General features: G+C 48.1%; 23 protein-coding genes and 4 pseudogenes. 16 read left to right on the top strand and 11 right to left on the bottom strand.

Annotated features, from left to right (window positions below):
- Nucleotides 1-178: 178 nt before the first annotated feature.
- Nucleotides 179-547 (top strand): annotated as a pseudogene (locus ADH66_RS05200) (ParA family protein); the annotation flags it as partial.
- Here ADH66_RS05200 and ADH66_RS05205 read toward each other — a convergent pair.
- Nucleotides 494-688, bottom strand: a pseudogene (locus tag ADH66_RS05205) (helix-turn-helix domain-containing protein); the annotation flags it as partial. The pseudogenes ADH66_RS05200 and ADH66_RS05205 sit on opposite strands and share 54 nt — an antisense overlap.
- A 591-nt stretch (nt 689-1,279) precedes the next feature.
- Here ADH66_RS05205 and ADH66_RS05210 point away from each other — a divergent pair.
- The 9 genes and pseudogenes from ADH66_RS05210 (at nt 1,280) to ADH66_RS05245 (ending at nt 7,587) form a co-directional block, all read left to right on the top strand.
- Nucleotides 1,280-1,945 (top strand): response regulator transcription factor, encoded by a 666-nt coding sequence (locus tag ADH66_RS05210; RefSeq protein ID WP_066534794.1) that lies wholly within the window; start codon nt 1,280-1,282, stop codon nt 1,943-1,945.
- Entirely contained in the window at nt 1,942-3,057 is a 1,116-nt protein-coding gene (locus tag ADH66_RS05215; RefSeq protein WP_066534789.1) for a sensor histidine kinase, read from the top strand. Before ADH66_RS05210 ends, ADH66_RS05215 begins: the two co-directional genes overlap by 4 nt.
- A gap of 98 nt (nt 3,058-3,155) precedes the next feature.
- The gene (locus tag ADH66_RS05220; protein ID WP_066534787.1) at nt 3,156-4,520 is read left to right on the top strand and encodes an ABC transporter permease; all 1,365 of its coding nucleotides are present in this window, start codon (nt 3,156-3,158) and stop codon (nt 4,518-4,520) included.
- A 16-nt stretch (nt 4,521-4,536) separates the two neighbouring features.
- Nucleotides 4,537-4,725 carry a hypothetical protein gene (locus ADH66_RS05225; RefSeq protein WP_016215690.1) on the top strand — a complete coding sequence of 63 codons (189 nt, stop codon included), beginning with the start codon at nt 4,537-4,539 and terminating at the stop codon, nt 4,723-4,725.
- An 11-nt stretch (nt 4,726-4,736) separates the two neighbouring features.
- A complete protein-coding gene (locus ADH66_RS05230) occupies nt 4,737-5,384 on the top strand; it encodes an ATP-binding cassette domain-containing protein (RefSeq protein WP_066534785.1) in 648 nt (215 codons plus the stop codon).
- A 217-nt stretch (nt 5,385-5,601) separates the two neighbouring features.
- The gene (locus tag ADH66_RS05235) at nt 5,602-6,048 is read left to right on the top strand and encodes an ABC transporter permease (RefSeq protein WP_084384228.1); all 447 of its coding nucleotides are present in this window, start codon (nt 5,602-5,604) and stop codon (nt 6,046-6,048) included.
- Between the two features lie 26 nt (nt 6,049-6,074).
- Nucleotides 6,075-6,698, top strand: coding sequence for a DUF3267 domain-containing protein (locus ADH66_RS05240; protein ID WP_066534779.1), 624 nt, complete (start codon nt 6,075-6,077; stop codon nt 6,696-6,698).
- A gap of 109 nt (nt 6,699-6,807) precedes the next feature.
- Nucleotides 6,808-7,194, top strand: a complete 387-nt coding sequence (locus tag ADH66_RS19875) for a hypothetical protein (protein ID WP_207653035.1) — start codon at nt 6,808-6,810, stop codon at nt 7,192-7,194.
- Nucleotides 7,152-7,587: pseudogene (locus ADH66_RS05245) on the top strand (response regulator). Before ADH66_RS19875 ends, ADH66_RS05245 begins: the two are co-directional and overlap by 43 nt.
- A gap of 369 nt (nt 7,588-7,956) precedes the next feature.
- Here ADH66_RS05245 and ADH66_RS05255 read toward each other — a convergent pair.
- The 3 genes from ADH66_RS05255 to ADH66_RS05265 form a co-directional block, all read right to left on the bottom strand.
- The gene (locus ADH66_RS05255) at nt 7,957-8,178 is read right to left on the bottom strand and encodes a hypothetical protein (protein ID WP_236757192.1); all 222 of its coding nucleotides are present in this window, start codon (nt 8,176-8,178) and stop codon (nt 7,957-7,959) included.
- A 10-nt stretch (nt 8,179-8,188) separates the two neighbouring features.
- Nucleotides 8,189-8,554 (bottom strand): replication initiator protein A, encoded by a 366-nt coding sequence (locus ADH66_RS05260; protein ID WP_066534764.1) that lies wholly within the window; start codon nt 8,552-8,554, stop codon nt 8,189-8,191.
- 374 nt (nt 8,555-8,928) lie between these two features.
- Nucleotides 8,929-9,291, bottom strand: a complete 363-nt coding sequence (locus ADH66_RS05265) for a cysteine-rich VLP domain-containing protein (RefSeq protein ID WP_201448067.1) — start codon at nt 9,289-9,291, stop codon at nt 8,929-8,931.
- Between the two features lie 324 nt (nt 9,292-9,615).
- Here ADH66_RS05265 and ADH66_RS05270 point away from each other — a divergent pair, with 324 nt between their 5' ends.
- Complete coding sequence (locus ADH66_RS05270) at nt 9,616-10,068, top strand: winged helix-turn-helix domain-containing protein (RefSeq protein WP_084384226.1); 453 nt, start codon at nt 9,616-9,618, stop codon at nt 10,066-10,068.
- A gap of 21 nt (nt 10,069-10,089) precedes the next feature.
- Nucleotides 10,090-10,659 (top strand): annotated as a pseudogene (locus ADH66_RS05275) (IS630 family transposase); the annotation flags it as partial.
- Here the strand turns inward: ADH66_RS05275 and ADH66_RS05280 are convergent.
- The 7 genes from ADH66_RS05280 to ADH66_RS05310 all read right to left on the bottom strand — a co-directional run bounded on the left by ADH66_RS05280 (nt 10,638) and on the right by ADH66_RS05310 (nt 18,545).
- On the bottom strand, nt 10,638-11,108 hold the full coding sequence (locus ADH66_RS05280) for a winged helix-turn-helix domain-containing protein (RefSeq protein ID WP_236757232.1): 471 nt from the start codon (nt 11,106-11,108) through the stop codon (nt 10,638-10,640). The pseudogene ADH66_RS05275 and the gene ADH66_RS05280 overlap by 22 nt on opposite strands.
- A gap of 67 nt (nt 11,109-11,175) precedes the next feature.
- Nucleotides 11,176-11,811 carry an ABC transporter ATP-binding protein gene (locus ADH66_RS05285; protein WP_066534762.1) on the bottom strand — a complete coding sequence of 212 codons (636 nt, stop codon included), beginning with the start codon at nt 11,809-11,811 and terminating at the stop codon, nt 11,176-11,178.
- Between the two features lie 14 nt (nt 11,812-11,825).
- Nucleotides 11,826-13,127 carry an ABC transporter permease gene (locus ADH66_RS05290; RefSeq protein WP_066534760.1) on the bottom strand — a complete coding sequence of 434 codons (1,302 nt, stop codon included), beginning with the start codon at nt 13,125-13,127 and terminating at the stop codon, nt 11,826-11,828.
- 14 nt (nt 13,128-13,141) lie between these two features.
- The gene (locus ADH66_RS05295) at nt 13,142-14,521 is read right to left on the bottom strand and encodes an ABC transporter permease (RefSeq protein WP_066534758.1); all 1,380 of its coding nucleotides are present in this window, start codon (nt 14,519-14,521) and stop codon (nt 13,142-13,144) included.
- A gap of 137 nt (nt 14,522-14,658) precedes the next feature.
- A complete protein-coding gene (locus ADH66_RS05300; protein ID WP_066534755.1) occupies nt 14,659-16,026 on the bottom strand; it encodes a sensor histidine kinase in 1,368 nt (455 codons plus the stop codon).
- Nucleotides 16,007-16,681 (bottom strand): response regulator transcription factor, encoded by a 675-nt coding sequence (locus tag ADH66_RS05305; RefSeq protein ID WP_066534752.1) that lies wholly within the window; start codon nt 16,679-16,681, stop codon nt 16,007-16,009. Before ADH66_RS05305 ends, ADH66_RS05300 begins: the two co-directional genes overlap by 20 nt.
- 448 nt (nt 16,682-17,129) lie before the next feature.
- Nucleotides 17,130-18,545, bottom strand: coding sequence for an amidophosphoribosyltransferase (locus ADH66_RS05310; protein WP_066534743.1), 1,416 nt, complete (start codon nt 18,543-18,545; stop codon nt 17,130-17,132).
- Nucleotides 18,546-18,820: 275 nt separating this feature from the next.
- Here ADH66_RS05310 and ADH66_RS05315 point away from each other — a divergent pair, with 275 nt between their 5' ends.
- From ADH66_RS05315 to ADH66_RS05330, 4 genes are all read left to right on the top strand, one after another.
- A complete protein-coding gene (locus tag ADH66_RS05315) occupies nt 18,821-20,125 on the top strand; it encodes an aminotransferase class I/II-fold pyridoxal phosphate-dependent enzyme (RefSeq protein ID WP_084384223.1) in 1,305 nt (434 codons plus the stop codon).
- A 63-nt stretch (nt 20,126-20,188) separates the two neighbouring features.
- A complete protein-coding gene (locus ADH66_RS05320; protein WP_066534741.1) occupies nt 20,189-20,737 on the top strand; it encodes a hypothetical protein in 549 nt (182 codons plus the stop codon).
- Nucleotides 20,738-20,896: 159 nt separating this feature from the next.
- A complete protein-coding gene (locus ADH66_RS05325) occupies nt 20,897-21,589 on the top strand; it encodes an iron-sulfur cluster assembly scaffold protein (RefSeq protein ID WP_066534738.1) in 693 nt (230 codons plus the stop codon).
- Between the two features lie 34 nt (nt 21,590-21,623).
- The gene (locus ADH66_RS05330; RefSeq protein WP_066534735.1) at nt 21,624-22,634 is read left to right on the top strand and encodes a GGGtGRT protein; all 1,011 of its coding nucleotides are present in this window, start codon (nt 21,624-21,626) and stop codon (nt 22,632-22,634) included.
- The last annotated feature ends 55 nt before the right edge of the window (nt 22,635-22,689 follow it).

The raw sequence follows: 22,689 nt of genomic DNA on the forward strand, positions 1-22,689 counted from the left end.
GGAAAGGGAAAGCAAACAGGCAAAAATCCAGTATTCATGCGGGTTTGCGGCGAGATGGCTCTCAAAAGCTAACCTCACAAAAGACAGATTATTGCACAATCACATATCGTTTCTAAGGGAGAATGTTGATTCCGGTCACATTCTCCCTTTTTTCATACCAAGAAACGAGGTGATTATCTTGAACACGCAAATCATCGCCATCGCCAACCAAAAGGGAGGTGTGGGCAAGACCACAACCTGTGCCAACTTAGGGATTGGACTGGCACAGGCCGGAAAGAAAGTGCTTCTCATTGACGGGGACCCGCAGGGGAGCCTGACCATCAGCCTGGGCAATCCCCAGCCGGATAAGCTGCCCTTTACCCTCTCTGACGCAATGGGCCGCATCCTGACCGATCAGCCGGTCCGCCCCGGCGAGGGGATTCTGCGCCACCCGGAGGGCGTGGACCTGATGCCGGCGGATATTCAGCTGTCCGGCATGGAGGTGTCGCTGGTAATCCAGAGAAATCGGCAGTACCTTTGCCAGTGCCTTCAAAATCAAAAAGGACGGATTCATCTGCCCTTTTTCAATCTTGGCAATCTGCTTTACAGATACATGGCTCAAATCAGAAAGCTCCTGCTGTGTCAGGCTTTTTCCTTTTCGGGCTTCCCGCATTTTTTGCCCTAAAGCGGTTAAATCATCAATCGGCATAATCATTCACCTCGAATATATTCTATCGTGCCGATTTACACAAAGGAATAACCTTATTATGCCGACTAACAGGTATGATTATGCTGTTTTTTTAGTGAGATATAAACGCTATCCTTGTATCACTAACCAAATCAAATTATAATAGAGGTGGATATTTTTTTGAAAAAATCTGTCCGCTATAACATTTCGCGGACATTTGGGTTTTACAATAGCCTTATCAAATTTTGTTACTGATAGGGTTAAATCACAAAGAAAGGGAAAATATATGACGAAAAAATTATATCGAGTTATGTTGTTTGTTGGTACTTCAATGATACATCATTCAGCAGCGGGTGTCTTTATTTTGTGCAATATTTGGTATTTACTCATTTATAGTTCTGAATCTAATAGAAATAGTAAATAGGGAAAGTATTTCACTTACAGCAAGGCGGGCCAGTTTCCTGTCAACATGAGCCAGTCTGCCTTGTGTGGATTGATCCGTTATGAAAGGCTTGCTTTTTCCCATTAAGTTCAGTACACTGTCAATCTGACACAAAGCATTTCATACTGTTTCCATATTGCTTTGGTATAATAATGTGAGGAGGTGTAAAAATGGCTGTTTTATTGATTGTGGAAGATGATACTGCCACCAACGTGGCAATCTGTGAATATATGAGATCCGCAGGGCATATTACCTTGTCGGCCCTTGATGGTGAACAGGGTTTGCAGATTGCAAGGGAGAAATCGGTTGATTTAGTGGTTCTGGATATTATGCTGCCGAAGCGAACCGGTTTGGAGGTATTAAAAGAATTGCGCCAAACAAGCAACATTCCTATCTTAATGCTTACCGCCCTTGACGATGAGCCTACTCAGGCGGCCAGCTTTGATGAACAGGCGGACGACTATATCACAAAGCCCTTTTCCATGCTTTTGCTGGGAAAACGGGTGACGGCCCTGCTGCGGCGGTGTGGGAAAAGTCCGGAACTGAAACAAATTCAGATGGGCGATATTACGGTGGATTTTGGCGGCTATACTGCTTCCGGGCCGGGCGGCCCTATTGACCTGACACCAAAGGAGATCGACCTGCTGAAATTGCTGATAGAGCATAAAGGTCTGGTGCTTACACGGTCGCAGATCTTGGACGAGTTGTGGGGATATGATTACCCCATCATTGACCGCACGATTGATACCTACATTAAAAATTTACGGAAAAAGCTGAGTCTTAACCGGATTGTAACGGTAAAAGGCGTTGGCTACAAGTATGAGGAACACCCATGAGAAATTTAAAGCTCTTTACTAAAATCTTCTTATACACCTTTCTGGTAATGCTGTTTGTCACCGTGATGGCTCATGTTTTTCTCTATGTGCTTGCGCCGCAAATGACCGTAAGCACCAACCGTTTTGTGGAAGGAGCCATTATTGAGAGTGATGTGAATACTGGTATTTTGATAAAATCCGCTATCGGAAAAGCACTGCCGGTATCCCTGCTTTGCTGCGCCATCATTTCCGCTGGGTGTTCCCTGTTGTTTTCCAGAGCCATGACGAGGCCGATCAAGCAGATTGCGGTTACAACGGAAAAGATGGAAAAGCTGGATAAGGCTGCAGCCTGCGTGGTGCATACGAAGGACGAGATTGGCGAGCTGGCCGCCCGCGTCAATAAGCTGTATGCCAGCCTGCTTTCCACCATTGAAAATCTGGAGGAAGAAAAGCAAAACGTCCGTGAGGCGGAACGGTTGAAAATTGATTTCCTGCGGGCCGCCTCCCATGAGCTGAAAACGCCGGTGACTGCCCTGAACGCGATTTTGGAAAACATGATCTTAGGCATTGGAAAATACAAAGACCGGGATCGCTGTCTGTTGGAATGTAAGGAGATTACCGGGCAGCTATCCTTTATGATTAAAGAAATTTTGGATACCTCCCGGCTGGATTTTACACAGGAGAAACAGGACGCGGGAACCTTTGACCTGTCTGAGCGTCTTCCGGCAATCTGCGAGCCCTATCAGTTGATTGCGAAGGCAAAGGGACTCGACTTTTCTTTCAGCATACAGGGAAAGTGCCCTGTCCACACGTCAAAGAAAAGCCTTGAAAAGATCCTGTCTAACCTGCTCTCCAATGCGGTCGCTTACACAAAGCCGGGATGCAAGATCACCGTTATATTGAACGCCCGACAGATAAAAATAGAAAATGAGTGTACGCCCATCCCGCCGGATAAGCTGGCCCATGTATTTGAGCCGTTCTACCGCCCAGACTTTGCCAGAGATCGCAAAGATGGAGGGAATGGGCTGGGATTATATATTGTAGATACGCTTTCAAAGGCCCTTGGGATGCCCTATCAATTTGAGGCGACCAAAAACCCGCCGGGAATGTGCTTTACCCTTTATCTCCCATAAAGCGATGGCTTTTTTTATCCGTTTCATACTGGTTCCATATTGGGGTGCTATGCTGTCAGCGTTGCAACACTTATCCTATATGAAACGGAGGTCATTCTATGAACTTTATGAATCGAGCGTGGCTGTATATCGTCCGCAAGAGGGGCAAGAGTATCCTTCTTTTTGTCATCTTGCTGGTGATGGCAACCTTTGTATTGACCGCTCTGGCACTGGGGAACGCTTCGAAAGCCGCCCAGCAGGAGCTGCGGCAAAGCCTTGGCGGGAGTTTTCTCATTAGCTTTGACTACACGGAAAACAACCCCTATTTGAAGGTGGAAAGCGTGGAGGGCGGAACCCTGATGTATTCCACCCAGCAGATCAGCCCGGAGCTGGTAGAGCAAATCCGGGAAATTGAGGGGATCAAGGAGTGCAGCGCCACCGTGGAGGGGCTGGCGGCGTTCCCCTCTCTGGAACTATTTACCGGCAATATCCCCATTGAGGAAGAATTTCGCGCATCCTCAAAGATTTTAAGCACATGGAAAAGCGAGGAGCTTACCCGGTTTACTTCCGGGCAGCTTACGCTGACGCAGGGGCGGCATATCCTGCCGGACGACAAAAACAAGGGGCTGATCAGCAAGGATTTGGCTGAGAAAAACGGCCTGAAAATTGGTGACAAAATCCAGACGGACAAAGGCGTGGAGATTGAGATTGTGGGCCTGTTCTCTCCAAAAGAAATCGAAGGCATCAACGATCAGGTGACAACCTACGATAAAATACAAAACCTTATCATCACCGACCTTGCCACTTTGGTGGCTTACGAAAACGGCCCCGCAATACAGGGCTTTAACGAGCTGACGGTATCGGTGAACGACCCGCAGAACATGGAGGAAATCATTTCTAAAGTAAAGGAAATCAGCGGCGTGGACTGGAAAGGCTTTTCTTTTCTGGTTGACAACGAGGACTATGAAAACGCCGCGTCCTCTTTGGAACAGTTATCGGAGCTGGTATCCACCATTTTGATGATCGCGCTGATTGTAAGCATCGCCATCCTCTCGCTCATTCTAACCATGTGGGCCAGAACCCGCATCCATGAAACCGGCGTCCTGCTCTCGGTTGGGATCAGCAAGCTGTCCATCTTAGGGCAGTATATTGCCGAGGTTTTGCTGATTGCGATATTAGCATTTTCCCTCTCTTATTTCTCCGCCAGCGCCATTGCGGGCCAGATGGGAAACGTATTGCAATCCGGGCAGGCGGTAACGGAGGCGCAGCAGGAAGACGGCTTATCTGCCGGAACCCGTGGGGAGGCCGGAACAGATACCGGTGAGCCGGAAATCGAAACCCCGGAATTACAGGTTCGTGTACAGCTTGAGGAAATGGGCCTCCTATTCCTGTTGGGGATCGGGATTGTAACGGTATCCGCTGGAATATCCTCAATTTCCGTCATGCGGCTGAAACCGCGGGAAATTCTATCGAAAATGAGCTGAGAAAGGCGGTAACGATATGAAAAAAGTATGGAAAATGTTTTCTGTCCTCCTTTTTGTGGGATTGCTGTTCACAGGGTGTACCCCCAAGGAGAATAAATCAGACGAAACGCAGGAGCAATCCGGCTCGCCCATCATAGATTACGAGGTGCCGGATAAAGTAAAGGACTATGATTTTGACTATGAATTTGTGCCCGAAGGTGAATAGGAGGTGCCTCTATGGGAATTTTGGAACTGCAAAATCTAACATACTCTTATGACAAAAAGAGGAAGGTGCTGAGAGGGATCAATGCGCAGATGGAGGCGGGAAAAATGTATGCCATTCTCGGCCCGTCCGGGTGCGGCAAGACAACCCTTCTATCCCTGCTGGGCGGTCTGGACAGCCCCACAAGCGGGAATATCCTGTTTGAAGGGAAAGGCATTGCACAGGCCGGATTGGCAGGCCATCGGAAAAAGAATGTTTCTTTTATCTTTCAGAGCTACAACCTGATTGACTATATGACCCCGCAGGAGAATGTCCGGCTGACTTCAAAGAAACCGGCACTCCCGTTTCTGGAGCGGCTGGGGCTGACGAGGGAGGAATCCAAACGGAACGTGCTGAAACTCTCCGGCGGCCAGCAGCAGCGGGTAGCCATTGCAAGGGCGCTCGCAAGCGAAGCTCCGGTGATTCTGGCGGACGAGCCTACCGGCAATCTGGACGAGGATACGGCTGGGGATATTACGGAAATCTTGAAAGAAAGCGCCCATCAGATGAAGAAATGCGTGATAGTTGTTACCCACTCAGGTGAGCTGGCAAAACAGGCGGATGTGGTGTTCCGGCTGAAAAAGGGTGAATTACAGATAGAGCAAAGCGAGAAATCTTCATAACTATAAATGAGTAAATACCAAATATTGCACAAAATAAAGACACCCGCTGCTGAATGATGTATCATTGAAGCACCAACAAACAACATACTCAAACAACAAGGGGGTGTCCGTTGCAAACAGTATACATCATTCCAACAGTATTTACAATTACTTTAAAACTATAAATGAGCAAATATAGAAATTTGCTCATTTATAGTTTGAAAAAATAAGCTCTGAAATGCAACAAAAAGGATATAAAATGAAAAATGTGGTTATCAATACACAAAAAGCAAAGTATTTAGCTCTTTTAGTCATGTTACCGTATATGGCTTTAACATTTTGGCTCTACAATAATGTGAATAGTTTTAAACAGGAAAACAGTGTTTTGCGTTCCATTGGCCTGACCCAAAAGCAGCTATGCAAAATGAATATCTGCGAGGGTCTATGCTATGCGTTCTTTGCAACATTGGCAATCCTGATTGTTGGGCTTCCTATCTCTGTTGTTGCAAGCAGAGAAATAAGTATAGCTACCCTACACGGAAAAGTAGTGCCTTATCAATTCCCGGTTTTGGAAATGGGTCTATTCATTCTGGTATTGTTCGGAATGGAGCTAATCTTGTCTGTATGGACAATCCGCAGACAGAAAAAGCAATCCCTGATTGAACAAATGCGGGCTATGGAATAAGCGTATAAAATTTGGAGGACTTATCTATGGATAACGATAAAAGAAAATTAACAGAAAAAGAATTGAACCGTAAAAATGACTTTGAAAAAATAAGCTCTGAAATGCAACAAAAAGGATATAAAATGAAAAATGTGGTTATCAATACACAAAAAGCAAAGTATTTAGCTCTTTTAGTCATGTTACCGTTTATGGCTTTAACATTTTGGCTCTACAATAATGTGAATAGTTTTAATTTAGATGGTATTTCCTGGGGATATGCTGTGGCGTTGCCTTTGCTTATTTTATGCCTGATTATCGTGCATGAGCTGATACATGGAATTACCTGGGGGATTTTTGCAAAAAATCATTTTCATGCGATTGATTTCGGAATCGTTAGGAGTACTTTATCTCCATATTGCACTTGCTTCGAACCGTTGAAAAAGTGGCAATATCTGTTAGGAACTGCTATGCCTACATTGGTTTTAGGAGGTGGAGGTGCAGCGGCTGCGGTGATGACAAATCAGTTACTGCTGTTTTTTGCGGCAGAATACATGATTTTATCAGGTGGCGGAGATTTTCAACTTATACTGAGAAGTATATTAACTGATAAGCGAGAAAGTTTGTATTGCGCCCATCCTTACGAATGTGCTTTTGTAGTTTTTGAGAAATAGGAACGAATACTATAAATCTAAATTTATTAAGGAGCTGTATAGAGCAACAAATAGAGTTGGGAGGAACATAAAAACGAGAAGCTATCATGCAGAAGTAATTAATTTGAGCTTGAAAGACAAAAAGATGATAAAAAAATTTCCTGTTCTCAAATGTCAAAGTCGTTTTTTGGGTCTATGCAAAATATATACAATTTCAATACCTGAAAAAGATATTGAAGATGAAGTAAAAGCATTTCAAAAAAACATGAGTACAGCTTTGAAGAAAGAATGGTATATTACATTTCATACATCAGAAAATGCAATTGTAGTTTTTAGAGAAAAGATTTTTGTTATGTCCTGCAAGGGGATTGTTCCGGTATATAAAAAACGTATTGATACCTCTCATGCGAAAGATAAACAAAGGTGGGATGATATGATACAATATGCAAAATCATTGGGAGTACCAGATGAACAGTGCGATTTTTTACCAGAGGATTTTACAAAGCAAGAATATTGACAATTCCCGACGACAGCGACACCTTATATATGGTGTCTGCAAAAATATTTACAACGGCGAGGCTACCCGGCTAAAACGGCATCCACTCTGCAGGAAGCACGAACTGTCATTCAGGAGGAAATGCCGCTGGTAATTTGCTGTAACCTCGACCTACCGGACGGTTCCGGCATGGATTTTCTGGACGAGGTACGGGCCGTACAAGGAGATTCCTTTGTGGTGGGGATGTTCCAAATGAAGAATCCCCCTGTCCGGTTTCTGCCGTTCTTTATCCTCACCGAGAACAGCGACCTTTTCACGGAATATGAATACCGGCATGAGGGCGTGAACGACTATATCACCTCCCCGGTAAATATCCCGGAGCTGATCCGGCGGGTTCTGTTCTTTGTGGAATGAAGTGAGCTTACATATTCAAACATCTGCCTCCACAGCGGGGAAAAGAAAAAAACCGCTGACGGGCAGAGGATTTCGTGCGCTTTCCTGCACAGCTGATTTCTTCGGCGGTTTTGAGTAATCAAGGCCGCCATTTCTTTTTGCTAAAAAGCAGACCTCCAGATGACCCTCGGCAATCAGCAGGGGCGGTATATAGGAGGATACCGCCATGTCTGCAATATTCATTTGTAATAGCTATGAGATATATCAATTAAAAAAAGCATAGGCCCTCCTCCGGGACATTATAGTTATCTATCAGTATTATCAATCCATATAAATCAGCAAAACGGTTGCCTATATTATATCGCGTTGTTTCTCTTTTTTCAGCAGGTTTCATTCTGTTTCCTCCAAATTCCCGGCCATGATGCGGCGCAGCTTATCCAGCACGCTTTCCGCCCCTTCCTCCGCATAATGGGGAATCGTATGGTAGACGGTGTTTCCTTCAATTTCAATTAGTTCTTCCCTGCTGAATTCAAACTCAAAGATGCCGTTCTTGAAATGCTCCGCCACCCGCTCGGCAATTTCCGGCTTCAAATATTTAGGAAGTTCGTTCATATCTGCAGGTTTACACAATCGCATCTCCCTCCTTCCTTGCAGGCAAAATATTCAGCGTAATGACCGCCGGACGGCCAAGCCCTTGTTTCCAGCGGACAATCAGGCCGCTGCGCTCCAGTTCCTGAAAAGCCCTTGTCACCACCTGGCGGCTACGGTGCAGTTTTTCCTTTGCTTCTTCCACCGTAAAATAAAGACGGATCCGGCCGTTCGGGTCTATGTAGCCGTTCTCCCTGGAAATGCCTGCCCGGTCAAAGAGCAGGGCGTACAGAACCTTTGCATCATTGGATAAATCCAATGGTATCAGAAAACGTGGAAAGGGCAGATAGGGCGGTACGCCGCTGTCCTCCTTGTAAGGTATCAAAAAATGTTTTTGCATAGCACACTCCCTTCCATCAATCCATCCCCTTAGATTGATTTGATTGATATTGACTATTTTGTTATTAACTTCTTTTCTTTTATTTCCGTCTAAATATGGGCTGCCAGAAAGGTCTGGAAATCCAGCGTCTGAAAGAGAGGGACAGGGGTGTCTGGAACGTCAGGTTTTCCAGTCTCTGAAAATCCAGTATTGGCAAATCCCATACAGGCAGGATATGTAATAAACCGATAAACCGGCAGAATAGAAACCGCACCTAAATGGGATTTTCCAATTTAGGTGAAAATCCTTCTGCGGACGGTTAAAAGCAGGTTTATGAGGGGCGCAGGAGATTTATCCCTCACGCCCATTGACAGCAGCGTAAAACAGCAGTAAATTCAATGCTTTTTCGACTCTAATTGTCCGCATGCCAGCCGCCTTTTCCGGTCGCTGTCCGTTTTCTGCCGGCGGTGAACCTTCGTCGCACAGGACTTGCAGTATTTGGCCCGGTTAGAACCGGGGCGGAACGGCTGCCCGCAGACGGAACAGCGTTTTAACTCATCCCGGAATAAGAGCACCGTTTCCAGGGACTTGTCCAGCGGCAGGACAGCAGAGCGGAACCATTTGCAGAGAAGCGAATAGGATATACTCTGGACACATACACATTCCTCACCATTATCCAATGCGATACAGTTACCGTTGTCATAGTTACAGCATTCATGCACCAGTTTCCGCATCCGACGGTACTGTCGATAGTCCATGACCGGAATCTTTTTATGGATAGTAACACCTCCTTCCATACGAAAAAATATCCCTCTACTATTCAGTACATTTTTAGGGCAAATTGTGGGGGGCAGCTTGAAAAATTCACAAAAAATTCACATTTGAAGCATATGAACACTCCCTATAGAACAAAATTCCCTCTATATATCCGTTCATTTTCTCCTCAAAAATTGCCGTCTGTGTTTAGTTATTTACAAAAAATCCGCCGCAGGTTTTCCTGCAACGGATTTTATGGACTTGGCTGGTATTATTCCTGAAAAACGACCTAGAAAAAAGCAGTAGAAAGTGGTAAAATAGAGAGTATGGAATACATAGATTTACGAAAACTGAAAAGTGGAGAGCTCAAGCAGGTACGCCGTCAGGTCGTACGCCTCAAACAGATGGGAAAAGCCGGGAAAGAAATTGAGGAATTAACCGGAGTGCGGCAGAGTCGCGCCAGCGAAATATGGACGGCATATAAGCGAGAGGGAGACAAAGCGCTGGAACCGAAGAAACACGGATTCCAGAAGGGGACGCATCTGCTTCTGACACCGGAGGAGCAGGCGGAAATACGGGAAACGATTGTTACCCGCCGCCCAGAGGAATTCGGCATTCCTGGGAGTCTGTGGACGCTGAAGAAAGTGTGTGCATACGTCTGGAAAAGGTATCGGAAAAAGATCTCGGACGGCAGTGTGTCGGATTATATGCGGCGCTGGGGCTTGACGTGCCAGCGTCCGGTCAAGCGTGCCCGGAAACAGAATCCTTCCCGTATCTAAAGGTGGCGGGAGGAAGAATATCCGGCCATCGACCAGCGGGCCAAGGCAGAAAATGCCGTGATTTACTGGGGAGACGAGACTGGAATCGACAACTGCTCGAACTGTGAGCGCGGGTTTGCACCCAAAGGACAGCCTCCTGTTCTGTCGGTGGAAACGAAAAGAGAGAGGCTGAATATGCTTTCCGCCCTGAGCAGGCAGGGGGACGTTCGCTTTATGATGTACGAGGATTCCATGAACCAGCAGCGCCTGATCCAATTTATGGACCGGTTGATTCGGACCTCCAACCAAAAGGTTTTCCTGATTTTGGACAACTTAAAGGTGCACCACGGGAAGAAAGCCGCAGCCTGGCTGGACAAGCATCGGGATAAAATCGAGCTGTTCTTTCTGCCGCCCTATGCTCCCGAGAGCAATCCGGACGAATATCTCAATCACGCGCTGAAACTTTCGGTCCATTCTGGCGACTTACCTCGGACCATATACGATATCCGCCATAAAACTACTTCCTTCATGCGAACATTACAACATTCTCCTGATAAGGTCTCCGCTTTCTTTCAACATAATCAGATTTCCTATATTCTTGTTCGGGGGTAATATTCAAATTTATATCCGACACCAGCAACGCTTTTGATATAATCGGACACATCCGGCGAGATTTTCAGTTTCTTCCGCATATTGCTGATATGGTTGTTGACAGCTTTTCGTGAGTAGTAAGAATAATCCTCATTCCACACAAAATCAATAATCATCTCATAGGTGAACACCCGCTTTGGATTTCGAATCAGCAATGCCAGTATATCAAACTCCTTAGCTGTCAGATTGACAGTCTGATCCTGAACCCGTACAAGCCTTTGCTCCAGGCATACGTACAGGTTGCCCTCCTGAAATTCAGTTAATGATGGATTGTTGCTACGAAGGTATGAAGGAAAACGTGGAACACAGTTTCCCTCATATTCCCGGACAAATTCAGTCAGTTCTTTTTTTCTTCCAGCATTAAGAACCGCAAATAACTTCTCACCAATCTGTCTGCCGGATTCGGATATATCTAATACAACTAATTTCCCATGTTACCCCCCTCCTGTTCATTCTGAATATTTCGTTGCTTACCCTCTAATTTCCTGCGACCTGCAAGTCACCTTTCTTCAATCGAAAGATAACATCTGCCTGCTTTGCAAGCTCATTGGAGTGCGTAACGATAACCACGCATTTATTCATCTGGTGAGCACATTCTTTCAAAATCTTCGTGATTTCTGCCGCAGTATCTTCATCAAGGTTGCCTGTCGGCTCGTCGGCAAGGATGACCTTTGCATCAGAAGCTAATGCACGGGCAATCGCTACACGCTGCTGCTGACCGCCAGAGAGTTTCAAAACATTTCGTTTGCTTTCTTCTTCGGTCAGTCCGACACGCTCTAAAATAGGCTGTGGCGGCAGTTTAGAAGTGAGAGCTACATTTTCTTTTGGTGTTAGATAGTCAATCAGATTATAGCTCTGAAAGATAAAGGCTACATTATTTTTACGATGTGCCGCAAGACCTGTGATTTCAATGTCTTGTCCATCAAAAAGGATTTGACCCTCAAGGGGACTGTCTAACCCACCAAGCAGGGAGAGCAGGGTTGTCTTTCCGCACCCACTCGGTCCAAGTATGGCGTACATTTTCCCTGCGTCCAATTCAGCACTCACGCCTTTTAACACATTTCGCTTGTTATCATAGGAGTAGCGAACTCCTTTTATCTCCATAATATTCATCGCTTTCTACCTCCTTAGCTCATCTTTGAAAGAATATCTCTCGGCTTCAAACGGAACACCGTCCACGATGCAAGTACCACCGAGGCGGCAATAATGGCAATACCGATAAGGTATAGAGGCAATAAATATGCCGCTGAAATTTCAACATTAAGCGTTGCTGCACCGGTTGTTACTCTGGACACCAGAAATTCACTTGCTTTTCCTGCAATCAGACCGCCAAAGAAAACAGAAGTTGCAAAGGCGACAATCGCTACAGCCACCGTTTCCACAAAAAATTGTCCGACAATGCCCGTCTTGCTCTTGCCGATAGACAGGTAAACGCCAATCTCTTTTTTACGCCCTCTAATCCAAAGAGTTAAAAGAAATGTCAGCACAAGAGAGCTTACAACCACGATAATCACGAGGATAGTGTTTACCAAGCTCTGCAAGGTTTCAAGCGGTGCTTGTACGACCTCATATTCCTCCGTATCAATGCTGAGTTTCAAGGATTTCCCACGAAGCTCTGACAAGTTCTTTACTTTATCATAGACATTTTGGAGGCTTACAGGGTCTTCCACATAAATATCAATCTGTGTATAACCATCTATCTTACGACCAAAGTTTTCAAACATTGTCGTGTAGTCCACATAGCCGCAGTTTGCGGGTATATCCGATACAGAAAAACCTCCGTTCCCAGAAGTACCCTCCGTACCGTCAAAAATACCAATGATTTCAAGCTTCACATTGCTGTCAGAGTCAAGACAGTACATTGTCATTATATCGCCCACAGACAGCTTATTGTAATCCGCAAGCTCTTTTGAAATCATCACAACATACTTATCTTCGGGAGTGATGTGCCTGCCCTCCACAAGGCTATATTTTCCGCTTTCAAAATCAGAACTTTTTTCAGAGGAAAGAGCTGCCGTATAAGCAGACGACTCTCCATAAGGAGTGTAGCTCAAATTAAACGCCGCAGGTAAATATTTAAAGTCCACACCTGCTCCCCAAAATCCTCTCGGATTGTCAGAGTTATAATCTACAACGCCGTCCACCTTTGAAATGGCATCTAAAATCTCTGGGGTAATGTAATTGCCATTATAGGTATAGGTCATACCGTATCCGTCTTGGCTCGAATCGTATTGGTTGGTAGGGTCAATCTCCAAAAATAATTTACCGCCGATAGCTGTCTGCACCTCCTCAGTCGCTCCCTCGGAGGCATCACGGATTGCCAGACCTGTCAGAAGAAAGGTCGAAATAATCGCTAATATCAAAAACAAAATCGATGTCTTTACTTTCTGTCGAAAGCAGTAAAGAAAAGCTCTCTTTACAAAATTCATTACGCATATCCTCCTTAGCTCATTTTTGTCAGTATCTCTCTTGGTTTCAGCTTCAAGATAGAAGCCGATGAGAGCAGTACGGAAAGCACAACTACGATAAGCTGGCATCCATATATCAGCAGGGTTTTTCCAATACCCAGAGTGAGATAGCTGTCAATACTCACTGCATCACTCATTCCATTCTGTAATGCCGCAGCGTTGATAAGATTAGGCTGAAAATCCGCAAACAGATGATTACCTAAGTTATGACTTATTCCAAAGCTCGCAGCATAAGAAAACAGAAATGCGATGGCAGCGACACTCAATACTTCTAACAGAAACTGTTTTATGATTTCTCCTTTCGGGATACCTGCTCCTAAAAGGATGCCCGCTTCTGGTATGCGACCTCTGATACGCAAAGTTAAAATCAAGGTCAAAACAGCGGCACTCACTATGGAAACACACGCCAACAGGATTTTTATTAAATCCCCTAAAGAAGTAAGACTATCGGAAATTTTGGAATACTGAAAATCATTCGTGCGGATAAAATGCGTTTTCCAATCAATTTCTTCTATCTGCTGCACCTTAGATACAATCTCATCAAGCGTCTTTGGGTCAGTCACATAAAAGCCGACCTCGCCTGTATAAACAGACGGTTCGCTTGCAGCAAGCTGTGTCAAAACGTCCATACTTGCGTAAATACGATTTTCTTGTCTGCCAGCGGTTGCTGTTACATTCGCATCCGCTTCCAGAATATCGTATATTCCGACAATCGTTACAACTGTCTCTTTTCTTTCCCCAGACCACACATCAATGTACTCGCCGTCAGCTTCTCCAAGCTCGGACGATGACAGGACAATCTTATCCCCAACAGACAAGCCATTTACAGCCGCCACCTCAGAGCTTATCAAAACGGCGTTTGTATCTGCTTCAGTAATGTGTCTGCCTGCGGCAAGAGCCAGTACCTCGTCTACAAAATCTGTTTCCAAAGCGGAATAGCGAAGTGCTGTAACAGCCCCCATATTGTTATCCTCGGTGTGTTTCTCTCCGTGGATAAAGGCAATGGGATTGCCTTTGGTAAGCTGTTCGCCTTTGGCATATCCATAATTGATAGGATTGTGGTACGCAATATTGCCGCAGTTTTGTATCCGCTTTATCTCATTGTCAGTAATACGGATATGATTTTCCGTAACAGTCATTTCGCCATTCTCGTCTGATACAACGCCTGTACTCGCCCTTAGATAAAAGGCAGCTCCTAAAGCTCCTCGGATGTCACTCGCTAACTTCTCGGATGCGGTAAGGAGTGAAAAACAGGAAATGAGAAAGGTCGACACGACCATAATGAGCAGAAAGATACTTATGGCTTTTCCTTTTTTACGGAGCAGATACAGACCTGCCCGCTTTTTACAATCCATTTAGGCGTCATCTCCTTTCTGCTGACAATCATATCTTTTGTTGATTAGTTTTTGGTTAGCATTTGATATGCGTTTCGTTCGTTTTTCCAAACGCAAAGAAACCGCCAGATAACTGACGGCTTCCTTAGAAGATGATTTTAATTTAATTTCAGATAGAACGCAACACCCTTGTCGGTATTCGTGATTTGGTATTCCATTTGGTGCAGGTCAAGGATAGTCTTTACAATGTATAATCCCAGACCGCTTCCGCCTGTGGCTTTGCTTCGGGATTTGTCCGCCCTGTAAAACGGCGTAAACATATTTTCCAAGTTATCCTCATCCAAAAATACGCCTGTATTTTCTACAACCAAAATGTGCGTATCCGTGTCACAATCTGCATAAACCTTAGCATCTGCTTTAGAGTGACGGATGGCGTTACCAATGATGTTGGATAACGCCTTACCGAACAGGTTGCGGTTGACTGACACACTTATATCTTCGGAGATATTCTGAAAAATAGCAATGTCTTTTTCAGTCGCCAAAGGCTGCAACTCTATAACTACTTTACTTACCATATCAGTTAAAGAAAGTGTTTCCAAAGAGCTGCCGATGTTCATTGTTTCCATTTTGGTAATAGATAGTATCTCTTTAACTAAGTATTCAATGTCCTCGGCGGATTTTAGTGCCTGCGGCAGATATTTGTCGTGGTTCTGGTAATCTCCAAAACCTAATATCATATTCTCAAGCTGACCTTTCAGAATAGTCAACGGTGTTTTCAGCTCGTGGGAAACAGCCGCAAAGAAATTCCTGTGCTGTTCCTCCAACCTTTGAAATTTCTTAACATCTTTGGTTAGCTGCTGATTTGCCGTTTCCAATTCTTCCATTGTACTTTGCAGCCTTGCCGCCATTGTATCCAGACTGGAAGAAAGTACACCGATTTCGTCCTTGCGGTCTGTATCACATCTCCAAGTCATATCAAGCTCGGTCATTCGCTTGGAAATCTGACTGATTTTTGCAATCGGTGCAACAATCACTCGGCTGCAAATCAAAGCACTTAGGGCAGATAGAAGCAGAATGACCGTCAATACCAACGGAATAAAGCGGAGCAGCAGACTGAACAGTTCGCTTGCCGTTTTGGTAAGAGAAATAACAGAAAGCGTATAGCTTGCCTTATCTTCAGAAAAGGTCACATTGGTTGTATAGGTTTGTGCCGTTGACAGGTCATCAGCAATGGTTTCAAAGTCCCCGAAAGTAACGCTGTTCTTTTCGTTTCCTAACATCGCCACGGCGTTATTCTCAATGCAGAAATTTGTAATCAGCGTCGTCCCTTCCTCATAGCTTTTGTTTTCCAGAGCAGAGAATAACGCTCCTGCATTGTTCTCAAACTGTTTGCTGCCTGTGAGTTGATAGCTTTGTGGCACGAATATAAGGACAATGCCGTATATCAAAATGCTACACAAGGTCAATGCGGTAAAGACCCACAGGAACACTTTTGCACTTAGTGAGTTACTGATTTTCTTTCGCAATTTTGTATCCCACCCCTCTGACAGTTTCTATGTAATCCACGCCTAACTTTTTTCGCAAATTCATAATGTGGAAGTTGACACTTTTTTCCTCGCCGATAAATTCATATCCCCACACAAGGTTGAGCAGCTCATCCCTTGTGAATACTCGCCCTTGATTTTTAAGGAACAACAGTAAAATATCAAACTCGGATTGCGTGAGAATGACCTCCGCACCTGATACAATGACTTGTCTTTGCTTTGCACTTATCTGAAGCTCTTTGTATCGAAGGGTGTCTGTATCCATATCCGCTGCTTCCGTTCTTCTAAATAATGCTTCCACACGCTTTAATACCAATTTAATCGAAAATGGCTTCGTGATATAGTCATCTGCCAACAAATCAAATCCCTTTATCTGGTCGTCCTCTGTGTCAAGGGCAGTCAAAAGGATAATAGGGGTCTGGGCTTCTTGTCGTATCATTTCGCAAACAGCATATCCATTGATTTTCGGTAGCATAATATCCAAAAGGATAAGGTCTATGTGGTGGGAATGAAAAGCATTGATACCCTCCAGACCATCCAAAGCGGTTACAACTTCATAGCCGCATGCCCTAAGTGGCTCGGCTAAGATGTTTTGTATTGCGATTTCATCTTCAATAATCAGTATTGTCTTTGCCATATCTGAAACCTCCAATCTGATTATACTAAGGCTTGATTAGTTTTTGATTAGATTTTTCGATTTTCTTATTATAGACATTTAAATGAATAATAGCAATAGATTTTACAATTAGCGGTTAACAGGAATTCACGATACAGTTCGCAAGCAATGCAATCTTCCGTAAGATTGCGTATTTAGCAGAAATCCCGTCCCCGGAATTTCTGCTAAATGCTTGTTGGTGACATGTCCCCCAACCCCTGAGATCATCACCTGCGGTGATGGCTGCGCGTTCCGTTGGAACGCTGAAAATCAAAAACTAAATAGAAAGACAAAAGAAAACTGCTATGCAATCGGATAACCCTTTTGCATAGCAGTTATTCTTTTTCCGTTTACCTGGCATTCGTCACAAATTTTGCAATATTTCCTTATGGACTACCGCCATTAAAGGCGGCTCTCTTTATGTCCTGTCTTACTCCTCGCCGTTCCAGCAGTAGGTGCAGAGCCTGCACTTGGGCAAGCCCACGGACTCCACCATATCGTCCAGCCTGTGGTAGCGAAGGGACGTGAAGTTCATCTTCTTACAGATGGTGTCCACCATGGTCTGATACTCGGCGGTATCCGGGTCAGAGTAGCTGTCAAGATTCTCCGGGGTGCTTGTCCCCTCCAGCTCCTTGATGACCCGCCGGGAGATAAGGTCGTCAAGGGAGGCCGACCGGGAGAAGTTCAGGTACTTGCACCCGAACATGGGCGGCGGGCAGGCGGGCCGGGCATGGACCTCCCGGGCGCCGTGCTTGTAGAGGAAGTCCGTGGTCTCCCTCAGCTGGGTGCCTCTGACAATGGAGTCGTCGATAAGCAGCAGGCTGCGCCCCTTTATCAGCTCGTGGACGGGGATGAGCTTCATATGCGCGATAAGGTCCCTTTGGCTCTGGAGGGTGGGCATAAAGGACCGGGGCCAGGTGGGGGTATACTTTATAAGGGGCCGGGAGAAGGGTATGCCCGAGGCGTTGGCATAGCCCACGGCGTGGGCGGTGCCGGAGTCGGGCACGCCGGCCACGTTGTCTGGCCGTGCCCCGGGGAAACTGTCCCGCTTTGCCAAAAGGGCGCCGCAGTTGTAGCGCATCTCCTCCACGTTGACTCCCTCGTAAGAGGAGGTGGGGTAGCCGTAATATACCCAGAGGAAGGTGCATATCTTCATATCACCGCCGGGAGCCGAGAGGGTCTCCACTCCCTCGGGCGTGACGGCGGCTATCTCGCCGGGACCCAGCTCCCGCTCGCCGGCATAGCCCAGGTTGAGATAGGCAAAGCTCTCGAAGGAGACGCAGCGGGCCTCCGGCTTTTTACCGACTGCCACCGGGGTCCTGCCAAGCCTGTCCCGGGCGGCCAGTATGCCCCGGGGGGTCAGAAGCAGCAGGCTCATGGAGCCGTCGATGGACTCCTGGGCATAGCGTATGCCTTCGAGGAGGTTCTCCTTCTGGTTTATGAGGGTGGCCACCAACTCCGTCTGGTTGATATCGCCGCCGCTCATTTCCATAAAATGGGAGTGTCCCCCGGCAAATATCCGATCCACCAGCTCCCCGGTATTGTTTATTTTGCCCACGGTGACGATGGCATAGGTGCCGTGATGGGAGCGCACGATCAGGGGCTGGGGCTCATAGTCTGATATGCAGCCAATACCGTACTGCCCGCGCATCTCAGACACCTCGCTGTCGAACTTGGTCCTAAAGGGTGAGTTCTCAATGTTGTGGATGGACCTGTCAAAGCCTTTCCCCCGGTCGTACACCGCCATTCCCGCCCGGCGGGTGCCCAGGTGGGAGTGGTAGTCCGTGCCGAAGAAAAGGTCAAAAACACAATCCTCTTTTGACGCGACGCCAAAAAAACCGCTCATATATCAGCCGTCCTTCCGCATAATAGATGCCTCTATGGTTTATGGGGACATTATAACATGCTTTGCGGATATATGCCAGTACCAAACGAGAAAAAAACGCGGATAAGGTTGCACATAAAATGGGGGCACAAAAGGAGAAATCGGTGCAAAACATAAAAAATGCAGGATTCCAGAAATTGACTTGCATTTTTGCGGGGAACATATTAGAATATATAGAGTTTGAAGGCGAAAAATGAAAACACATATCAATGAATTATTCATGGGGGGATATTTCAATGAAAGCAACCGCAGTAAGCACCAGAAAGATGAAGACAATGAGCGCTGGGGAGCTGGAGGCCATAGAGCAGGAGGCCCTAAGGGATTATGAGGAGATAAAGTCCCGGGGCATGAGTCTTAATATGTCCCGGGGCATTCCCTGCGTAGAGCAGCTGGACCTGGCGCTGGGAGTGCTGGAGGCCCTCCACGCCAGAAGCGAGTTCGCAAACTCCAACGGTGATGACTGCCGCAACTACGGGGTTTGGAACGGCTTACTTGAGATGCGGGAGATCTTCTCAGAGCTTCTGGGGGTTCCGGCGGACCAGATAATCCTTGGGAACAACTCAAGCTTACAAATGATGTTCGACACCATCTCCCAGGGCTTTACCCACGGCTGCGGGGGGCATACCCCCTGGTGCAGGCAGGGAGAGGTGAAGTTTTTGTGCCCCTCCCCGGGCTATGACAGGCACTTCGCCGTGACGGAATACTTCGGCATAAAGATGCTGCCAGTGCCCATGCTGCCCACGGGCCCGGACATGGACATGATAGAGGAGCTCTGCAAGGACCCCAGTGTGAAGGGCTGCTGGTGCGTGCCGAAGTATTCAAACCCCACCGGCGTCACCTACTCCGACGAGACGGTAAGGCGCTTCGCAAGGCTTCACCCTGCCGCCCCGGACTTCCGTATCATGTGGGACAACGCCTACTGTGTCCACGACCTTACCGACGAGCCGGCAGAGCTTCTTAACATCTACGACGAATGCGTTAAGGAGGGCACCGAGGATCAGGTGATAATCTTCGCGTCCACCTCCAAGATATCCTTCCCCGGCGCTGGGGTGGCGGCCTTAGCCTCAAGTGCAAAGACCATAGCAAGTCTGAAGGGCCGCACCACAGTGCAGACCATCGGGTCGGATAAGCTCAACCAGCTGCGGCACGTGCTGTTCCTGCACGATGCGGACGGTGTAAAGAGCCTGATGAAGGGCCACCGCCAGATACTGGCCCCCAAGTTCCGCATTGTGCTGGACGCCTTGGAGCGGGAGTTGGGCGGCCTGGGCATTGCCAGGTGGAGCAATCCCAAGGGCGGGTACTTCGTGTGCCTGGACGTGTTGGAGGGCTGCGCCAAGCGGGTGGTGGGCCTGTGCAGAGAGGCCGGGGTCACCCTGACCGACGCGGGGGCCACATATCCGTATGGAAACGACCCCCACGACAGCAATATCCGCATAGCGCCCTCCTTCCCGCCCCAGGAGGAGCTGCGGGACGCTATGGAGCTTCTGTGTGTGGCCATAAAGCTGGCGGCGGCGGAGAAGCTGCTGGCTGGAAGAGGGTAATATGGAGCAACCCCGGAGCCGGCAAAACTCCGGGGACTTTTGCGTGAAAGAGAGGTTTTTCCCATGAAAAAGATCTGCACGATCTCCTTCAGCGGCCGCCCCGGCGGGAACTGCGGGAGCATAGCCGGTGAGATACAAAAATATTGGCAGGGCAGGGGAGAGGTAAAGACCTTCGACTTCTCCGCCCTTGAGATAACCCCCTGCGGGCGCTGTGAGTATGAGTGCTTCGGTGGGCAGAAGGGCTGTCCGCATTTCAGCGACCCTGAGTTTGCTATCTGTGAAGCTATAACCGACAGCGATATTACATACTTTGTGGTGCCCAACTACTGCGACTATCCCCCGGCAAACTTCTTTATCTTCAACGAGCGCGGCCAGTGCTATTTCCAGCGGCACCACGAGCTGCTGGAGAAATATCTGGCTGTCAGAAAGAAATTCATTGTGGTGAGCAACACCGGCCGGGAGAATTTCACCGCCGCCTTCCGCTACCACGTGCCTGAGGGTACGGAGCCGGAGGCACTCTTCCTCGCCGCCCGAAAGTTCGGCAGGGTCAGTATTAAGGGTGACCTGATGGCCTCCCCAGAGGCCCGTGAGACCCTGCGGCGCTTTCTTTAGGGGCAGGAAATGGCCTTGGTACAAAATATAAGGGAAAATTTTGCCGAAACTCTTGAATATCTCCGCGTTTCCGATTATAATTAATACAGATTGGTATTTTGGGCGGCAGAGAGGAAATACTGCGGCCCGAAACATTATGAAACCGAAAGGAGTACCAATATGAACTATTCCCATGAAGTGGAAAATATGTGCACCGTGACAAAGGGTCCCCATCACGGACCGGCTCCCATCCCCGAGGAGGGCAAATGGGTCAAGGCCTATGAGATCAAGGATATCTCCGGCCTGTCCCACGGCATCGGCTGGTGCGCCCCCCAGCAGGGCGCCTGTAAGCTGACCCTCAATGTGAAGGACGGCATCGTTCAGGAGGCCCTGGTGGAGACCTTGGGCTGCTCCGGCATGACCCACTCCGCGGCTATGGCCGCCGAGATACTTCCCGGCAAGACCCTTTTAGAGTGCCTTAACACCGACCTTGTGTGCGACGCCATCAACGTGGCTATGCGCGAGATCTTCAAGCAGCTGGCCTATGGCCGCAGCCAGACCGCCTTCTCCGAGGACGGCCTGCCCATCGGCGCGGGGCTTGAAGACCTGGGCAAGGGCCTGCGCTCCCAGGTGGGCACCATGTTCTCCACCGGCGCCAAGGGCGTTCGCTATATGGAGATGGCCGAGGGCTATGTCATCAAGATGGCCCTGGACGAGAACAACGAGGTTATCGGCTATCAGTTTGTAAAGCTGGGCAAGATGCTGGAGGATATCCGCCACGGCGTATCCCCCGACGAGGCCTATAAGAATAATATCGGCCAGTATGGCCGCTTCGACGGCGCCGCCAAATACATCGACCCCAGGGAAGAATAATCGGGAGACAATACTTAATTAGGAGGACAACTAAATGGCTAACGAAGTCATGTTTGAAGGCAAAGAGAGAAGGATGCCCAAAATTGAGAAATGTCTCGCCGAGTACGGCCTGGGCAGCCTGGAGGAGGCTCGCGAGCTCTGTAATGAGAAGGGCTTCGACCCCTATGATATCGTAAAGGGCGTGCAGCCCATCGCATTTGAGAACGCCGGCTGGGCCTATACCCTGGGTTGCGCCGTAGCTATAAAGAAGGGCGTTAAGACCGCCGCCGACGCGGCCGAGGCCATCGGCATCGGCCTTGAGGCCTTCTGCATTCCCGGCTCTGTGGCCGAGCAGCGCAACGTGGGCCTGGGCCACGGCAACCTGGGCGCCATGCTTCTTCGGGACGAGACCAAGTGCTTCGCGTTCCTGGCGGGCCACGAGTCCTTCGCCGCCGCCGAGGGTGCTATCGGCATCGCGAAGACCGCCAATAGGGCCCGCAAGGAGCCCCTGCGCATTATCCTCAACGGCCTTGGCAAGGACGCGGCCTACATAATCTCCCGCATCAACGGCTTCACCTATGTAAAGACCGACTATGACTTCTTTACCGGCGAGCTGAAGATAGAGGAGACCCGGCCCTTCTCCGACGGCGAGCGCGCCGCAGTGAAGTGCTACGGCGCCAACGACGTGCTGGAGGGCGTGGCCATCATGAAGCACGAGGGCGTTGACGTGTCCATCACCGGCAACTCCACCAACCCCACCCGCTTCCAGCACCTGGTGGCGGGCACCTACAAGAAGTGGGCCCTGGAGAATGACAAGAAGTATTTCTCCGTGGCCTCCGGCGGCGGCACCGGCCGCACCCTGCACCCGGACAACATGGCGGCTGGCCCCGCTTCCTACGGCCTGACCGACTCCATGGGCCGTATGCACGGCGATGCCCAGTTCGCCGGTTCCTCCTCCGTGCCTGCCCACGTTGAGATGATGGGCCTCATGGGCATGGGCAACAACCCCATGGTGGGCGCGACCGTGGCCTGCGCCGTGGCGGTTTATGAGGGGCTTAATAAGTAAGTGACTGCGTGAGGTATGGCCGGTCCGGGTTTCCTGGACCGGCTTTTTTGTGTAG

This window comes from Acutalibacter muris (assembly GCF_002201475.1).
Lineage (GTDB): Bacteria > Bacillota > Clostridia > Oscillospirales > Acutalibacteraceae > Acutalibacter > Acutalibacter muris.

Excerpts from the sequence above, each read along its gene's own strand:
- ADH66_RS05320 (WP_066534741.1), top strand. The coding sequence starts at position 20,189 with ATGAAAAAGATCTGCACGATCTCCTTCAGCGGCCGCCCCGGCGGGAAC.
- ADH66_RS05290 (WP_066534760.1), bottom strand. The coding sequence starts at position 13,127 with ATGAATTTTGTAAAGAGAGCTTTTCTTTACTGCTTTCGACAGAAAGTA.
- ADH66_RS05240 (WP_066534779.1), top strand. The coding sequence starts at position 6,075 with ATGGATAACGATAAAAGAAAATTAACAGAAAAAGAATTGAACCGTAAA.
- ADH66_RS05210 (WP_066534794.1), top strand. The coding sequence starts at position 1,280 with ATGGCTGTTTTATTGATTGTGGAAGATGATACTGCCACCAACGTGGCA.
- ADH66_RS05265 (WP_201448067.1), bottom strand. The coding sequence starts at position 9,291 with ATGGACTATCGACAGTACCGTCGGATGCGGAAACTGGTGCATGAATGC.
- ADH66_RS05255 (WP_236757192.1), bottom strand. The coding sequence starts at position 8,178 with ATGAACGAACTTCCTAAATATTTGAAGCCGGAAATTGCCGAGCGGGTG.
- ADH66_RS05295 (WP_066534758.1), bottom strand. The coding sequence starts at position 14,521 with ATGGATTGTAAAAAGCGGGCAGGTCTGTATCTGCTCCGTAAAAAAGGA.
- ADH66_RS05230 (WP_066534785.1), top strand. The coding sequence starts at position 4,737 with ATGGGAATTTTGGAACTGCAAAATCTAACATACTCTTATGACAAAAAG.
- ADH66_RS05260 (WP_066534764.1), bottom strand. The coding sequence starts at position 8,554 with ATGCAAAAACATTTTTTGATACCTTACAAGGAGGACAGCGGCGTACCG.
- ADH66_RS05225 (WP_016215690.1), top strand. The coding sequence starts at position 4,537 with ATGAAAAAAGTATGGAAAATGTTTTCTGTCCTCCTTTTTGTGGGATTG.
- ADH66_RS05330 (WP_066534735.1), top strand. The coding sequence starts at position 21,624 with ATGGCTAACGAAGTCATGTTTGAAGGCAAAGAGAGAAGGATGCCCAAA.
- ADH66_RS05220 (WP_066534787.1), top strand. The coding sequence starts at position 3,156 with ATGAACTTTATGAATCGAGCGTGGCTGTATATCGTCCGCAAGAGGGGC.
- ADH66_RS05315 (WP_084384223.1), top strand. The coding sequence starts at position 18,821 with ATGAAAGCAACCGCAGTAAGCACCAGAAAGATGAAGACAATGAGCGCT.
- ADH66_RS05235 (WP_084384228.1), top strand. The coding sequence starts at position 5,602 with ATGCAACAAAAAGGATATAAAATGAAAAATGTGGTTATCAATACACAA.
- ADH66_RS05325 (WP_066534738.1), top strand. The coding sequence starts at position 20,897 with ATGAACTATTCCCATGAAGTGGAAAATATGTGCACCGTGACAAAGGGT.
- ADH66_RS05310 (WP_066534743.1), bottom strand. The coding sequence starts at position 18,545 with ATGAGCGGTTTTTTTGGCGTCGCGTCAAAAGAGGATTGTGTTTTTGAC.
- ADH66_RS05215 (WP_066534789.1), top strand. The coding sequence starts at position 1,942 with ATGAGAAATTTAAAGCTCTTTACTAAAATCTTCTTATACACCTTTCTG.
- ADH66_RS05305 (WP_066534752.1), bottom strand. The coding sequence starts at position 16,681 with ATGGCAAAGACAATACTGATTATTGAAGATGAAATCGCAATACAAAAC.
- ADH66_RS05270 (WP_084384226.1), top strand. The coding sequence starts at position 9,616 with ATGGAATACATAGATTTACGAAAACTGAAAAGTGGAGAGCTCAAGCAG.
- ADH66_RS05285 (WP_066534762.1), bottom strand. The coding sequence starts at position 11,811 with ATGAATATTATGGAGATAAAAGGAGTTCGCTACTCCTATGATAACAAG.